We start from the raw sequence: 13,982 nt of genomic DNA on the forward strand, positions 1-13,982 counted from the left end.
CATGAGAAACGTATTATTCGTTACGACTGTTGATACAACTGTGAGGGCCTTCCTCCTGCCGCATATCCGGTATTTTCTGGAGAGGGGCTATCATGTGGAGATCGCGACGGGTGTGCTGGACAGGAATTGGCTCGAGGAGCAGCTTCCTGATGTTCCATTACACGCAATCTCTTTTCATAGAAGCATTAAAAGCCCCGATAACTTAAAAGCATTCCTGGCGATCAGGAAGCTGCTGCTTACGAATAAATATGACCTTATTCATGTGCATACGCCTATAGCTTCATTTGTCACAAGGCTGGCGAGCATTTTCACAAGATCCCAAGTGCTGTATACGGCTCATGGATTTCACTTTAACGAGAACGGAAGTTTCCTTGGGAACTTCCTTTTTAAATGGGCGGAGAAATTAGCCGGTTACCGAACGGATAAGCTAGTTGTTATTAATACGGACGATAAGATTGCGGCTTCGCAAATTGTCCCTGCCCACAAAATTTCTTATATTAAGGGTGTCGGTATTGACACCGAGTTATATAAACCGGTGGTGGATGAAGGATCTAAAGCCGCGTTTAAGCATGAACTGGGTATAGCCCCTCAAACCAAAGTTGTCACCCATATTGCCGAATTTAACGGTAATAAGAGACAGATTGATGTCGTAGAGGCCACCGATTGTTTGAAGAAGAGCGGTGTGGAAGATTTTATTGTGCTTCTGGTGGGGAATGGAAGCAGTTTGGAAGAAATTCAGGAGATCATTATATCCAAAAATTTAGAAGACCGAATCCAGTGTTTAGGATACCGAAGCGATATAGCGGAGGTACTGAGCATCTCGGATATCGGTCTTTTGGTTTCTCTGAGGGAAGGTTTGCCCAGATCCATCATGGAGATGATGGCGATGGAGATTCCTGTCATTGCCACCGAGATCCGGGGAAACCGGGATCTTATCCGGGATGGAGAGACGGGATATTTGGTTCCTGTCAAAAGTCCGGAGCTGCTGGCCCAAAAAATGAAAGAGCTCTTGTTGAACGAGGAACGAAGACGATTGTTCGGCCATAATGCGCGCGAGCGTGTTCTAACAGAATTCGCGCTTCCAAGAATTATTACAAATATGGAACTGGTATATAAGGAGTTGGGGATATGAAGGTATTAGTTACGGGCGGAGCAGGTTTTATCGGTTCTCATGTGGTGGATCAATTGATTCAGGAGAACCATCAGGTTGTTATAACGGATAACCTGAGCACAGGTAATGAAGAATATTTAAACCCGGAAGCGAAGTTCTATCACGTATCCATTGAATCCGATGATATGAAGGCGATATTCGCATCGGAGTCTCCGGAAGTCGTCATCCATCTTGCCGCTCAGATTGATGTTCAGAAATCGCTGCATGATCCCCAGTATGATGCGGCGATTAACATTCTAGGGACGATCCACTTATTGGAACTTTGCAAAACTCATCAAACCCGCAAGTTTATATACTCTTCTTCTGCTGCTGTGTATGGCAATCCGAACTACCTGGCAATTGACGAACAGCACCCCATCCAGCCTTTGTCCTCCTATGGCATTTCGAAATATACGCCTGAGAAATATATCCGCATGTACGCTGATTTAACGGGCCTCGATTACACCATTCTGCGCTACGCGAATGTATACGGGGCGAGGCAGATCCCTAAAGGTGAGGGCGGCGTTGTCTCCATATTCGTAGACAAACTTCTTGTCGGAGAGAGTCCGGTTATTTTTGGGGACGGCCTGCAGACCCGGGATTTTATCTATGTAGGAGACGTAGCAAGAGCGAATATTGCAGCCATGTATGGGGGAAGTCGGGAAGTTGTTAATATCAGCACGAATTCCCCAACGTCTGTTTCAGATTTGTACAGCATAATTGCAGATATCTATAAGACGGATTTGCGTCCGCAGCTTGCGCCGGCGAGAGAAGGCGATATTCTTCACAGTTATCTGGATAACTCCAAAGCTGCGCAGGTTCTGGGATGGAAACCGCAGATTAGTCTTCTTGAGGGTCTTAACAAGACAGTCGAGTATTACCAATCCATTCACAAGACGAAAGTACTGCTGTAATCAGTTTAGAGATAGGAATTGGAGGAACCGGTATGAAGGTGAAAAAAGCGATTATTCCCGCAGCTGGCTTAGGAACGAGATTTCTCCCGGCAACGAAGGCGCAGCCCAAAGAAATGCTCCCTATTGTAGATAAGCCGACAATTCAATATATTGTGGAAGAAGCGATTGAATCTGGAATTGAAGATATTCTAATCATTAGCGGACGAGGGAAAAGAGCGATAGAGGACCACTTCGATAAGTCTTTCGAGCTGGAAGAAACATTGGAGAACAAAGGGAAATTCGAAGAGCTGGAACGAATCAGGGATATATCTAATTTGGCTAATATTCATTATATCCGACAAAAAGAGCCTAAGGGATTAGGCCATGCTATATACTGCGCCAAGACATTTATCGGCAATGAACCCTTTGCCGTTCTTCTGGGGGATGATATTGTTCAATCCGCTAAACCATGCACCCGGCAATTGATGGAAGTCTATGAAGAACACCAGTCTTCTGTAGTCGGAGTCCAGTGGGTGCCTGACCAGGATGTTCACAAATACGGAATCGTGGATGCGGGCGGGCAGACGGTACATTCTAATATTATTGCCGTACGCTCCTTAGTGGAGAAACCTGCCGTAGGAAGCGCGCCATCCAATTATGCGATCATGGGGCGGTACATCTTATGTCCTGAGATTTTCGATATTCTCGAGACCCAAGAGGAAGGTGCGGGCGGAGAAATTCAATTGACGGATGCCATTCGCAAACTGAACGCTATTCATTCGGTGCTCGCTTATCAGTTCGATGGAGTCCGTTATGATGTCGGTGATAAATTCGGTTTTATTAAAGCAACGATAGATTTCGCACTTCAGAGAGAAGATCTCAGACAGGAAGTCCGCAGTTATCTTCACCGAATTTTTGAGAAAGAGCTTATGGTTCAGGGAGGAATGTTATGAATAAGATCGGTGTGATCGGGACTGGATATGTCGGTTTAGTTTCGGGAACATGTTTCGCGGAAGTAGGGCATAGGGTTGTCTGCTGTGACATTGATGAGTCCAAAATAAACCGCTTGCAGCAATTCAATATTCCAATCTTTGAGCCTGGATTAGAGGAGCTGGTGAAGAAGAATGCCGGAGAGGGCAGACTTTCCTTCTCATCTGATATTGCCGGCGTCATTAAGGACTCGGCTATTATCTTTATAGCAGTCGGCACCCCGATGTCAGCCAGCGGCGAAGCGGATCTCAGTTATGTAAAAGAAGCGGCAAGAATGATAGGCCGCAATATGAATACACATAAGATCATCGTGACCAAAAGTACCGTCCCGGTCGGAACCGGCCGTCTTCTGGAATCCTTAATCCGTGACAATCTGCCTGACTCCTCGCAGACTTTCGACGTTGTCTCCAATCCCGAATTTCTAAGAGAAGGATCCGCTATTCATGATTGCATGAATATGGAGAGAGCTGTAATAGGAGCCAGCAATGCTCAAGCAGCCGACACCGTTGCAGAGCTTCATGCACCATTTGAAACGACTATTTTTAAGACCAGCCTTGAGAGTGCGGAGATGATTAAATATGCAGCTAATACTTTTCTGGCTACGAAAATTTCCTTCATCAATGCGATCGCCAATATTTGCGGCAAAGTGGGGGCCGATGTAACAGAAGTAGCCGCAGGTATGGGCCTGGACAGCCGGATAGGCAATAAGTTTCTGCAGGCTGGCATCGGGTACGGAGGCTCTTGTTTTCCCAAAGACACTTATGCTCTTAAACATATTGCGGAGGAAGCCGGGTACTCCTTTAAATTACTGGAAGCCGTGATTGAGACGAATGAAAATCAGCGGCTCTTAATTATGGATGCACTGATTCAGTCACTGGGCAGCTTGCAGGGGAAGAAAATAGCTGTGTTGGGACTTTCATTCAAGCCCAATACCGATGACGTGCGGGACTCTCCTTCACTCAGCCTGATTCCAAGGATGCTGGAGATGGGCGCAGACGTGTGCGCCTATGACCCTATCGCAATCAGGGAAGCGGGCAAATATTTGCCTGACGAAGTGGGCTATGCTCATGAACTTTACGAATGCGTAACGGATTGCGACGCTTGCGTCATTCTAACGGAATGGAGTGAGGTAGTGAATATGGATCTGGAGCGCGTACACCGCCTTCTCCGAAGCCCGGTCATAATTGATGGCCGCAATTGCTTCGAGCTGGATGTCATGCGGGCGCATCAATTTGAGTATCACTCGGTTGGACGGCAAGCGATCAGGACGGCGGTACCTGCGGCTGTTACTGTATAAAATCCCTGTTTCTATATCGGAAGGGAAATCCAATAACAATAAGTGGTGAAACCATGGTGAAAAGAAGTTTTGATTTGATCGTATCCATAACAGGGCTTCTTCTGCTCCTTCCTTTTATTCTTCTATTGGCATTACTGATCCGTACGAAGCTGGGGAGTCCGGTCCTTTTTAAGCAGCAGCGACCCGGACTGCATGGAGAACCCTTTTATGTATACAAATTTAGGACTATGAATAATGAGAAAGATGAGAACGGTGTTCTGCTGCCGGATCATATCAGGCTCACTGCATTTGGCAAGGTGCTTAGAAAATTAAGTTTGGATGAACTGCCCCAGCTGGCTAATGTTCTAAAAGGAGATCTGAGCCTGGTAGGTCCCCGTCCGCTTCTGATGGATTATTTAAATCGCTATACACCTGAACAGGCAAGAAGACATAGTGTGAAACCCGGTATTACGGGCTGGGCTCAAGTGAATGGAAGAAACGCGATTACATGGGAGCAGAAGTTTGAACTTGACGTATGGTATGTGGACCATCAATCGTTCTGGCTTGATATGAGAATTTTGCTGCTAACGTTCAAGAAAGTATTCAAGTCGGAAGGAATAAGCCAAGCGGGTCATGTAACGATGCCTGCGTTTATGGGGATGGATGATAAAGGGAGTAACGCTCCGTTATGAAGGATCTTATTATCGTTGGTGCGGGAGGACAGGGGCGGGAAACCGTCCAGTTGGTCCGCGACATCAACCGAAATGCTAGCGAGTGGAACCTGCTCGGATTTTTGGATGACCGGGAGGAACTTCTAGATACACAGGTGATCGGATTACCTGTCTTGGGAGATTTGAATAAGCTGGCCGAGTCGCCTTACAATCAAGCTTATTTCATATGTGCAGTGGGAGACTCCCTGGTAAGACGGAAAATAATCGGAAGGATGAAGGAAATAGATCCGTATTGCGCTTTTGCAACATTAATTCATCCTACGGCGGTGATCGGGGATCGAATACATATTGGTGAAGGAACTGTAATCTGTGCTCAATGTGTAGTCACTACGAATGTTACCATTGCCGAGCATGTGCTTGTTAATTATTGTTCCAGTGTAGGTCATGATTCTGCTTTGGAGGAAGGTGTTACCCTGCTTCCCGGATCCAGAATATCAGGAGGCGCTACACTTGGGCAATCTTGCAGTATTGGTTCAGGTGCTGTTGTTCTGCCCGGTATTGATATTGGTTATGCCGCCATTATTGGTGCAGGTGCTGTTGTCAATAAATCTATTCCTTCTTGGAGTACAGCAGTGGGTGTCCCGGCACAAGTTATCAAATCCCATAATAAGAACTGGCAGGTGCTGTGAATATGAGTCGTGTTTATTTATCGCCTCCGCATATCGGAGAAAAGGAACAAGAATACGTACGTGAAGCCTTTTCTTCGAACTGGATTGCTCCTCTTGGTCCGCACGTGGATGCCTTTGAACAAGAAATCGCCGCTTATGTTGGAACAGCCGGAGCCGCTGCTTTGAGTTCAGGAACAGCGGCTTTGCATCTTGCTCTTAAATTAGTCGGCGTCAGTCGTGGCGATATCGTCTTTTGTTCGTCACTTACTTTTGTAGCAAGTGCCAATCCCATCCTCTATGAGGGCGCCGTTCCCGTGTTTATCGATTCCGAGCCGGATAGCTGGAATATGTCCCCTCTGGCACTGGAACGTGCATTCTTACAGGCGGAGAAGAACGGGAAATTGCCTAAAGCCGTTGTCGTTGTAAATTTGTATGGACAGAGTTCGGATTATGATGCTATTCTCGCACTTTGCGACAGCTATCAGGTGCCCGTTATTGAAGATGCGGCGGAATCGTTAGGAGCTACATACAAAGGTAAAGCAAGCGGAACGCTGGGTAAGTTCGGCATCTTCTCTTTTAACGGAAACAAAATCATTACCACCTCCGGCGGAGGCATGCTCGTATCCGATGATGTGGAAGCTTTGGAGAAAGCGCGTTTTTGGGCGACCCAGGCCAGGGATCAAGCTCCGCATTACCAGCACAGTGAAACAGGATATAATTATAGGCTTAGTAATATACTGGCAGGTGTGGGCCGTGGACAATTGCAGGTTTTGGAGGATAGGGTGAATGCCCGCAGACAAGTTTTTGAGAGATATAACAAAGCGCTGGGTGAAATCGAGGGAATCCGTTTTATGCCGGAGGCTGAGTACGGAAGATCGACCCGCTGGCTGACCACTTTGACAGTCGATCCGGACATCACTGGGGTGAGCGCATCCGAGATCTTGAATAAACTTACCTCTGACAGCATTGAAGCGAGGCCGGTTTGGAAACCGCTGCATCTTCAGCCTCTCTTTCAAGAGAGTACTTACTACCCTCACCTTGAAGGAAATAGTGTGTCCGAACGCTTATTCCATACGGGAATCTGCATACCTTCCGGCTCCAGCCTATCTGAGTCGGATCAGAATCGCGTCATTGATCACATTTTATCGGTTGTAAAATATGCCGTTCGTTAATTGGCTGTATGGATGGTATACCCGGGGTGAATGAACGTATGACTTCAGAAAATGAAAGAATGTACCTCATTTGGGAACTGGAACAATTTATCCAAAAGGTAGAGGAGACGCATGAACCAGCAGAGACTCTTCAGCCTTTCGTGGATGATATCAAAAATATAATGATTAAACATGTGAAAGTGGCCGGCAGCATCAATTTGTACCCTGTCGACAGATAGCAATGCGTGGTTCTATCCCCTAAGGACATTATTGTTCTTAGGGGATTTTTTTGTTTTTTTATCTAAATTCCCCTTAAAGCGAAATGTATGTAACATTTTTCTATATGTATATTTTATAAAAAATTAAAATGCAAAAAACATAGATTTCCCTCTTGATTTGTTACATATTGTATCTTATAATAATTTACAATACAGAATGTAACAAGTTGCGACAATAAGCATCAAATGAAGAGGGTGTAGAACGCGCATGAAATCTTTGGATCTGGTCTATTGTATTCACTGTGGATCAATCGTTTCGCGGACACAGGCGGATAAAATTTTTAAAACCGGTTTTTACCGGGTGTCCATCCCGCTCGCAAGCTGCAAAAGCTGTGTGACTCCGATCTCAAATTCGTATGCCGGCGGCACTTCACAGCCTAATAGCCGTGCGGGGGATTATGCGGCGCCGCTTCCGTTAATGGCCTGAGTAGCTGCCGTGTAACGAGTGCCGTGTTGGTTAAACAAGAGGAGAGATAGCATATCGCTGGACGGCGACCAAGCAGCGCCGTGGCGGCGCTCGGTTGCAAGCCTGCTTTATTTGATGCTGAGTGTTACCTTGTTAACGGTAGGATTGTGGTCGCTTTAATAGAATTGAGCGCTCCCAGACGTTCATCTTAGCACAAAAAACCGCTCCAGCCCCGAAGAGGGCCGAGCGGTTTTTTGTCGCGGGAGCCACCGCTATTCATGGCGGGGTAATCAACCTGGTGTTAATTATCTCAGCTTGTAAGGGCGCCCCTATTATATAGAAGAAATAAGTCTGCGCATCAGGTGTTAAAGAGGTGTTTGTAGGGCGCATAATCGATCTTTTCTTTCTCCAGAAAAACCATCAGGCTGCGGTAATCCCTCTTCGGAGTCGCAATGATGTAGCCTTTGATGCAGTGATCCCGGGTAACCTCGACTGCCTTCTCCTCAAGAGCCACCTCAGCGATCTTGGCTGCGATCGAATGCTTGGCAATATCACGGAAGGGTCCGGGTACGGGAGAAACTAATTTGTTGAGAAAAGCCTTGGATTCATCCGTCCACATGTGACGGGACTTCTCGACATAATAATTCTGCCAGTCGAGTTTCGATTTTCCATCTGCTTTGGGAAGAACTTTGAGGAATTTACGGAACATAAAAAATCCGCCGATCGCCATCATACCGAGCAGCACGAAGGGCCATATGCTAATAAACCACATAAACAAAGAATTGTTGTTCATGGAAAAAGTTCACCTCTACACGATTATATCCGTGGGCAGCAAGTTTATACTTGTCTAGGCCGCTTCAACAGATACTTGAAATTATACCTTATTTCTGGCTTTCTTGCGATATTGCCTGTAAAATAGGGTGAAAAGAATTTACAAAGCAAGGAGCCTTATTATGATAAAAATCGGTTCACACGTTTCGTTTTCCGACAAAGGATTACTAAACGCGGCCCAGGAAGCCGTATCTTACGGCTCCGGCACGTTTATGATTTATACAGGAGCACCTCAGAATACACGCCGGAAGCCTATTGAGACCCAGTTTGTCGAAGAGGGACAAGCTCTGATGCAGGAGCATGGAATCGGCGAGATCGTTGTGCATGCCCCTTATATTATTAATCTGGGCTCTTACAAAGACAACACGTACGAGCTCGCCGTTCAATTTCTTCAGGACGAAATCCGCCGCACCGACTATCTGGGCGTCAAGAATATCGTCCTGCACCCGGGCGCATTCACGGATAAAGATGCCGAATACGGACTTGCCCGCATTTCAGAGGGACTGAATGAAGTACTTGAAGGAATCAAGGACACGAAGGTTCATATTGCGCTTGAGACGATGGCCGGCAAAGGCACCGAGATGGGCCGCAGCTTCGAGGAAATCGCGCAGATCATCGACAAGGTCGATAATAACGGCCGCCTGACCGTATGTCTTGATACCTGCCATATTCATGACGCAGGCTATGACATCGTCAATGACCTGGACGGCGTGCTGGATCAATTCGACCGTACCGTAGGACTTGAGCGCATCGGCGTCGTTCACCTTAACGACAGCAAGAACCGCCGCGGCGCTTCCAAAGACCGGCACGCTCCGGTAGGAGCGGGCTGGATTGGCTTTGAAGCGATGAACCGCGTGGTCCATCACGAGAAGCTGCGTCATCTGCCGCTGATTCTCGAGACGCCTTGGATCGGCAAAGACGCCAAGACACAGCGTCCGATGTACGAGATCGAGATCGCGATGCTGAGCGGGACCGTGCTGAGCCGTTTCGGCGAATCGTTCGGCGAGGACCTGGAGCGCCTGACTTTCTTTTTCGACCAGAAGGAAGTGGACCCGCGGGAGTTTGTCCTGTCCACATGGGCTTTGCTCAAAGACGATGCCAAGGCCAAAAAAGCGGACGGCCGAGAGCCGATGGAACGCCTCTACGATATGATCGCCGAAGAGCGTCTCTTCCCGGAACTGACCGAAGAGCAGATCAATCACCGCCTGATCGCGTGGCTTGCCGGTAAAGAATTGCTTAAATCTTTGTAAGTCCAGAATCAGGCCCCCCGTCTGATGAACAATCAAGCATAGGAATAAAGGAGCTTACGTAATTATGGTTGATATAAAAGCATCCGGCGCGTCCGGTAATCATAACCGAGGCAGAATGCTGATTTCCTGCCCGGACCGGCCGGGAATTGTCGCGGCGGTATCCAAATTTCTGTCCGGGTATGGCGCTAATATCGTGCAATCGGACCAGTACACAATGGACCCGGAAGGCGGGATGTTTTTTATCCGCATCGCGTTCGATTTAACGGACCTGGAGAATCGCCAGGAGAAGCTGCAGCAGGATTTTGCAGAAGTCGCGGCTGAATTCTCCATGGAGTGGAGCCTGTCGCTGGCCAGCCGCAGAAAACGCCTCGCCATCTTCGTATCCAAGGAAGATCACTGCCTGCTGGAGCTGCTCTGGCACTGGCGCGCCGGCGACCTGGATGCGGATATTGCCATGGTCATCAGCAATCACCCGGATATGGAGTCGCTCGTAGAATCCTTCGGCATTCCGTATTATCATATACCGGTAACCGCGGATACCAAGGCGGAAGTGGAGAAGCGTCACCTGGAGCTGATGAAGGATAAGGTGGACCTCGTTATTCTGGCGAGATACATGCAGATCATACCTCCGTCCTTTATTGAGCGGTATCATAACCGGATTATTAATATCCATCATTCTTTCTTGCCTGCTTTCGTGGGCGCCAAACCTTATGCCCAGGCGCAAAACCGCGGCGTGAAGCTCATTGGAGCGACGGCTCATTACGTAACGGAAGAGCTGGATGGCGGTCCTATCATCGAGCAGGATGTTCAGCGCGTGAGTCATCGCGATAATGTCGATGATCTCAAACGCATTGGCCGTCATATTGAGCGTACGGTGCTGGCGCGTGCGGTTTCCCTGCATACCGAAGACCGTATTCTCGTTCATCAGAACAAGACCGTCGTTTTCAGCAAATAATTATATTTCGGCTCAAACAAGCACGCCCTCATCGGAAGATGGGGCGTGTTTGTCTTTTTAGGACCTGTTTGACTGGCTGTCCGCAGGTTTTAAGGACACACGGACACCAAGACCCAGGTGAGTTATACCTGACCTGAGTCTTTGGGTGTCTAAATCCGTGGGCAGTCACTGCCGGCCGAATCTGCCTCCACGATTATTCAAGGGTTCATTTGTGCTTTCGGCTCATGATACGTCCAAGCAAACCCAGCAGCAGACCATAGAGTAGGTGGCCGGCAATCCACCAGAAGAGCGCCGCCCTGTCACTTATCTCAGGTGTCCGGGCTGACAGCAGAGTCAGCGGGACGAACAGCGGGACAGGGACAAGGCCGAGCAGAAGCCCCAGCAGCCAGGGTCGGGAGTATCTTCTTAGCAGCACGGCGAAGGCTGCACCCAAACCGAGAGAGACGGCAAGATGCAGGGAGAATTCGAACCATTCCGGCAAATCCCTGTGGAAACCCGGAATAAAGTCGACATTGAGCAGGAGCGTATACACGCGGGCTAATCGGTAGAATTCGACCGTTTTGAACATAAGGCCCAGAATAATCCCGGGAACCAGTCCGTAGATAACTATTAGGCACCAGAGAGCCGTTTTGTGTGGGGGAATGATTTTTTTCATGGAAAACCGCTCCTTCTGCCGATGGGTTTCTTAGGGAAGCGCCTGTTCAAGAGGATTGTGCAATTTGTTTGCGGTTTCGAATTTTATCTTTATAATGGAGAGAATAGCAATAGTATACCACGAGACTTTTAATAGGAGGATTTACACATGCCTGCAAGCAATACGACTATTCAGCAACTTGCTGTACACACAATCCGTACGCTCGGTATCGACGCGATTGAGAAAGCTAATTCCGGTCATCCCGGTATCGTTATGGGAGCCGCTCCAATGGCTTATACTTTGTTCGCGCACCAGATGAAACATAACCCGCAGAACCCGTCATGGATCAACCGTGACCGTTTTGTTCTGTCCGCAGGACACGGTTCAATGCTGCTCTACGCTATTCTGCATCTGACCGGATATGATCTTCCGATGGAAGAGATCAAGAATTTCCGCCAATGGGGAAGTCTGACTCCAGGGCACCCGGAATTCGGCCACACCGCAGGTGTTGACGCAACGACCGGCCCGCTCGGACAAGGGATCGGCATGGCAGTCGGTATGGCGATGGCTGAAGCGCATCTGGGCGGACTCTATAACCGTGACAGCTTCCCGGTTATTGATCACTACACCTATGCAATCTGCGGTGACGGCGACATGATGGAAGGCGTGGCTTCCGAAGCGGTCTCTCTTGCCGCTACACTGAAGCTGGGCAAGCTTATCGTGATGTATGATTCCAACGATATCTCACTCGATGGCGATTTGCATGTATCCTTCACAGAGAACGTACATAAGCGCTTTGAAGCCTATGGTTGGCAGGTTATCCGCGTTGAGGAGCAGAATGATCTCGATGCTCTGAACCGTGCGGTTGAAGAAGCCAAAGCGGATACGACCCGCCCGACTCTGATCGAAGTGAAAACGACAATCGGTTACGGCAGCCCTAACAAAGGCGGCATCGGCGGTCATGGAGGCACACACGGTTCACCGCTTGGACTGGATGAAGTGAAACTGACCAAAGAATTCTACGGCTGGTCATTCGAGGAAGATTTCCACGTCCCTGCTGAAGTTCGCGAGCATTATGCAGCTGTGAAGGAAAGAGGCATTCAAGCCGAGCAAGAATGGACGAGCCTCTTCGAAGACTATCGCAAGGCCTACCCTGAACTTGCCGAGCAGTTTGCACTTGGCCAGAGCGGCAAGCTGCCGGAAGGCTGGGATAAAGACCTCCCGGTGTATACGCCCGAAGACAAGGCGATTGCAACTCGCGCAGCTTCAGGTAATGCACTGAACGCAATTGCCAAGAATATTCCTTACTTCTTCGGCGGCTCGGCCGACCTTGCAAGTTCCAACAATACGGAAATCAAAGGCGCAGCGATTTTCAATGCCGAGAACTATGCCGGCCGCAACATCTGGTTCGGCGTGCGCGAGTTCGGCATGGGAACCGCTCTGAACGGCATCAGTCTGCACGGCGGTCTCCGTGTATATGGCGCCACGTTCTTCGTATTCTCGGATTACCTGCGTCCGGCGATCCGTCTGGCTGCCCTGATGAAGCAGCCGGTCGTTTATGTCTTCACGCATGACAGCATAGGCGTCGGCGAAGACGGACCGACCCACGAGCCGGTTGAACAACTGGCGGCGCTTCGCGTGATTCCGGGCATGACTGTTCTCCGTCCGGCGGACGGCAACGAGACATCCGAGGCATGGCGCTATGCGGTCGAGAATCAGGAAGGTCCGGTAGCTCTAGTCCTGACCCGTCAGAACTTGCCGCAGCTTGCAGGTACAGCCCAATACGCACGCGAGCAGTTCACTAAAGGCGCATATGTGGTATCCGATGCACCGAATGGTCAACCGGACGCCCTGATTCTCGCAACAGGTTCTGAGGTTCAGCACGGTGTAGCGGCTCAGAAATTGCTGGCTGAAGAAGGTATCCAGGTTCGCGTAGTCAGCATGCCTAGCTGGGAGCTTTTCGAGAAGCAGTCACAGGAGTACAAAGATTCCGTTCTGCTTCCGAATGTCAAGAAGCGCCTTGGCGTAGAAATGGCTTACCCGCTTGGATGGGAACGCTATGTCGGAGACGAAGGTTCCATCCTTGCCATCTCCACATTCGGTGCTTCCGCGCCGGGCGACCTGCTTATCAAGGAATTCGGATTTACAGCAGAGAACGTCGCATCCCGCGTCAAAGACCTGCTTAAATAAATAGGGTATGCATTGGGGGCGGTCCTGTTACAGGCCGTCCTTCCGTGCATCCGCTGATCATGAGGAGGAGAAAGTATGTCTAAGTTTGATAATGTAACGGTAGTTAAGCAAGCGAATGTATACTTTGATGGAAAAGTTACGAGCCGTGCGGTTATTTTCGCGGACGGAACCAAAAAAACACTCGGAATTATGCTGCCGGGTGAGTATGAATTCGGCACGGATTCCAAAGAAATTATGGAGATTCTAGCCGGAGATCTGCGCGTTCTTCTGCCGGGCAGTTCGGAATGGATCGAAATACAGGGACAAGGCGAGTTCACAGTGCCGGCCAACGCCAAATTTAAGCTGGAAATCCGTACGGTGACGGACTACTGCTGCTCTTACATTGCGGAGTAACAACAACCGTTATTACCGTATTGGACGAGATTTAACCCATACAAATTGCTATGTCTACATGGGCGTAGCTGCGTAAAAAACTTGATATTCTTGCCGTTTTACCCATTTCCGTGAATACAAAGAGCCCTCTCAGACTTGTGATGAGAGGGCTTTTCGTTGGTCACGGATATTCTCGTTCATTCAGGAACGATGAAACATTGGAGCGCTTATACGCCCGGCACGACCGTTACCCTTCGCGGACTTCGC

General features: G+C 48.9%; 15 protein-coding genes. 13 read left to right on the plus strand and 2 right to left on the minus strand.

The genetic code is table 11. From position 1 onward, the window contains the following. Window position 1 precedes the first annotated feature (1 nt). The 9 genes from AR333_RS14920 (at window position 2) to AR333_RS14960 (ending at window position 7,504) form a co-directional block, all read left to right on the plus strand. Complete coding sequence (locus AR333_RS14920) at window positions 2–1,132, plus strand: glycosyltransferase family 4 protein (RefSeq protein WP_068776171.1); 1,131 nt, start codon at window positions 2–4, stop codon at window positions 1,130–1,132. Beyond that, a complete protein-coding gene (locus AR333_RS14925; protein ID WP_068776172.1) occupies window positions 1,129–2,064 on the plus strand; it encodes an NAD-dependent epimerase/dehydratase family protein in 936 nt (311 codons plus the stop codon). The genes AR333_RS14920 and AR333_RS14925 overlap by 4 nt, the downstream gene beginning before the upstream one ends. Window positions 2,065–2,096: 32 nt before the next feature. Beyond that, on the plus strand, window positions 2,097–2,996 hold the full coding sequence (galU, locus tag AR333_RS14930) for a UTP--glucose-1-phosphate uridylyltransferase GalU (protein WP_068776173.1): 900 nt from the start codon (window positions 2,097–2,099) through the stop codon (window positions 2,994–2,996). Then, window positions 2,993–4,330, plus strand: coding sequence for a UDP-glucose/GDP-mannose dehydrogenase family protein (locus AR333_RS14935; protein ID WP_068776174.1), 1,338 nt, complete (start codon window positions 2,993–2,995; stop codon window positions 4,328–4,330). Before galU ends, AR333_RS14935 begins: the two co-directional genes overlap by 4 nt. Before the next feature lie 56 nt (window positions 4,331–4,386). Beyond that, a complete protein-coding gene (locus AR333_RS14940; RefSeq protein ID WP_068776445.1) occupies window positions 4,387–5,001 on the plus strand; it encodes a sugar transferase in 615 nt (204 codons plus the stop codon). Next, entirely contained in the window at window positions 4,998–5,669 is a 672-nt protein-coding gene (locus AR333_RS14945) for an acetyltransferase (protein ID WP_068776175.1), read from the plus strand. The genes AR333_RS14940 and AR333_RS14945 overlap by 4 nt, the downstream gene beginning before the upstream one ends. A 2-nt stretch (window positions 5,670–5,671) precedes the next feature. Next, window positions 5,672–6,820, plus strand: a complete 1,149-nt coding sequence (locus AR333_RS14950) for a DegT/DnrJ/EryC1/StrS aminotransferase family protein (protein ID WP_084783713.1) — start codon at window positions 5,672–5,674, stop codon at window positions 6,818–6,820. Between the two features lie 38 nt (window positions 6,821–6,858). Continuing rightward, window positions 6,859–7,038 carry a hypothetical protein gene (locus AR333_RS14955; RefSeq protein WP_068776177.1) on the plus strand — a complete coding sequence of 60 codons (180 nt, stop codon included), beginning with the start codon at window positions 6,859–6,861 and terminating at the stop codon, window positions 7,036–7,038. 247 nt (window positions 7,039–7,285) lie between these two features. Then, on the plus strand, window positions 7,286–7,504 hold the full coding sequence (locus tag AR333_RS14960) for a hypothetical protein (protein WP_068776178.1): 219 nt from the start codon (window positions 7,286–7,288) through the stop codon (window positions 7,502–7,504). 337 nt (window positions 7,505–7,841) lie between these two features. On the opposite strand, the gene AR333_RS14965 is transcribed toward AR333_RS14960, so the two are convergent. Continuing rightward, window positions 7,842–8,276 carry a DUF2621 domain-containing protein gene (locus tag AR333_RS14965; RefSeq protein ID WP_068776179.1) on the minus strand — a complete coding sequence of 145 codons (435 nt, stop codon included), beginning with the start codon at window positions 8,274–8,276 and terminating at the stop codon, window positions 7,842–7,844. Window positions 8,277–8,436: 160 nt separating this feature from the next. Between AR333_RS14965 and AR333_RS14970 the strand changes: the two genes are divergently transcribed. Together AR333_RS14970 and purU are read left to right on the plus strand one after the other, a co-directional pair. Further along, the gene (locus AR333_RS14970; protein ID WP_068776180.1) at window positions 8,437–9,564 is read left to right on the plus strand and encodes a deoxyribonuclease IV; all 1,128 of its coding nucleotides are present in this window, start codon (window positions 8,437–8,439) and stop codon (window positions 9,562–9,564) included. A gap of 64 nt (window positions 9,565–9,628) precedes the next feature. Then, window positions 9,629–10,519, plus strand: coding sequence for a formyltetrahydrofolate deformylase (gene purU, locus AR333_RS14975; protein ID WP_068776181.1), 891 nt, complete (start codon window positions 9,629–9,631; stop codon window positions 10,517–10,519). A 205-nt stretch (window positions 10,520–10,724) separates the two neighbouring features. Here purU and AR333_RS14980 read toward each other — a convergent pair whose 3' ends face one another. Continuing rightward, entirely contained in the window at window positions 10,725–11,174 is a 450-nt protein-coding gene (locus AR333_RS14980) for a hypothetical protein (protein WP_068776182.1), read from the minus strand. A 147-nt stretch (window positions 11,175–11,321) separates the two neighbouring features. On the opposite strand from AR333_RS14980, the gene tkt reads away from it, so the two are divergent. Continuing rightward, a complete protein-coding gene (gene tkt / locus AR333_RS14985; RefSeq protein WP_068776183.1) occupies window positions 11,322–13,343 on the plus strand; it encodes a transketolase in 2,022 nt (673 codons plus the stop codon). A gap of 75 nt (window positions 13,344–13,418) precedes the next feature. Continuing rightward, on the plus strand, window positions 13,419–13,736 hold the full coding sequence (locus tag AR333_RS14990) for a pyrimidine/purine nucleoside phosphorylase (RefSeq protein ID WP_068776184.1): 318 nt from the start codon (window positions 13,419–13,421) through the stop codon (window positions 13,734–13,736). Window positions 13,737–13,982 lie beyond the last annotated feature (246 nt).

Source organism: Paenibacillus sp. FJAT-26967 (genome assembly GCF_001541095.1).
Lineage (GTDB): Bacteria > Bacillota > Bacilli > Paenibacillales > NBRC-103111 > Paenibacillus_F.

Coding starts and splice junctions, on each gene's coding strand:
- AR333_RS14965 (WP_068776179.1), bottom strand. CDS start 8,276: ATGAACAACAATTCTTTGTTTATGTGGTTTATTAGCATATGGCCCTTC.
- purU (WP_068776181.1), top strand. CDS start 9,629: ATGGTTGATATAAAAGCATCCGGCGCGTCCGGTAATCATAACCGAGGC.
- AR333_RS14950 (WP_084783713.1), top strand. CDS start 5,672: ATGAGTCGTGTTTATTTATCGCCTCCGCATATCGGAGAAAAGGAACAA.
- galU (WP_068776173.1), top strand. CDS start 2,097: ATGAAGGTGAAAAAAGCGATTATTCCCGCAGCTGGCTTAGGAACGAGA.
- AR333_RS14935 (WP_068776174.1), top strand. CDS start 2,993: ATGAATAAGATCGGTGTGATCGGGACTGGATATGTCGGTTTAGTTTCG.
- AR333_RS14945 (WP_068776175.1), top strand. CDS start 4,998: ATGAAGGATCTTATTATCGTTGGTGCGGGAGGACAGGGGCGGGAAACC.
- AR333_RS14920 (WP_068776171.1), top strand. CDS start 2: ATGAGAAACGTATTATTCGTTACGACTGTTGATACAACTGTGAGGGCC.
- AR333_RS14970 (WP_068776180.1), top strand. CDS start 8,437: ATGATAAAAATCGGTTCACACGTTTCGTTTTCCGACAAAGGATTACTA.
- AR333_RS14980 (WP_068776182.1), bottom strand. CDS start 11,174: ATGAAAAAAATCATTCCCCCACACAAAACGGCTCTCTGGTGCCTAATA.
- AR333_RS14990 (WP_068776184.1), top strand. CDS start 13,419: ATGTCTAAGTTTGATAATGTAACGGTAGTTAAGCAAGCGAATGTATAC.
- AR333_RS14960 (WP_068776178.1), top strand. CDS start 7,286: ATGAAATCTTTGGATCTGGTCTATTGTATTCACTGTGGATCAATCGTT.
- tkt (WP_068776183.1), top strand. CDS start 11,322: ATGCCTGCAAGCAATACGACTATTCAGCAACTTGCTGTACACACAATC.
- AR333_RS14955 (WP_068776177.1), top strand. CDS start 6,859: ATGACTTCAGAAAATGAAAGAATGTACCTCATTTGGGAACTGGAACAA.
- AR333_RS14925 (WP_068776172.1), top strand. CDS start 1,129: ATGAAGGTATTAGTTACGGGCGGAGCAGGTTTTATCGGTTCTCATGTG.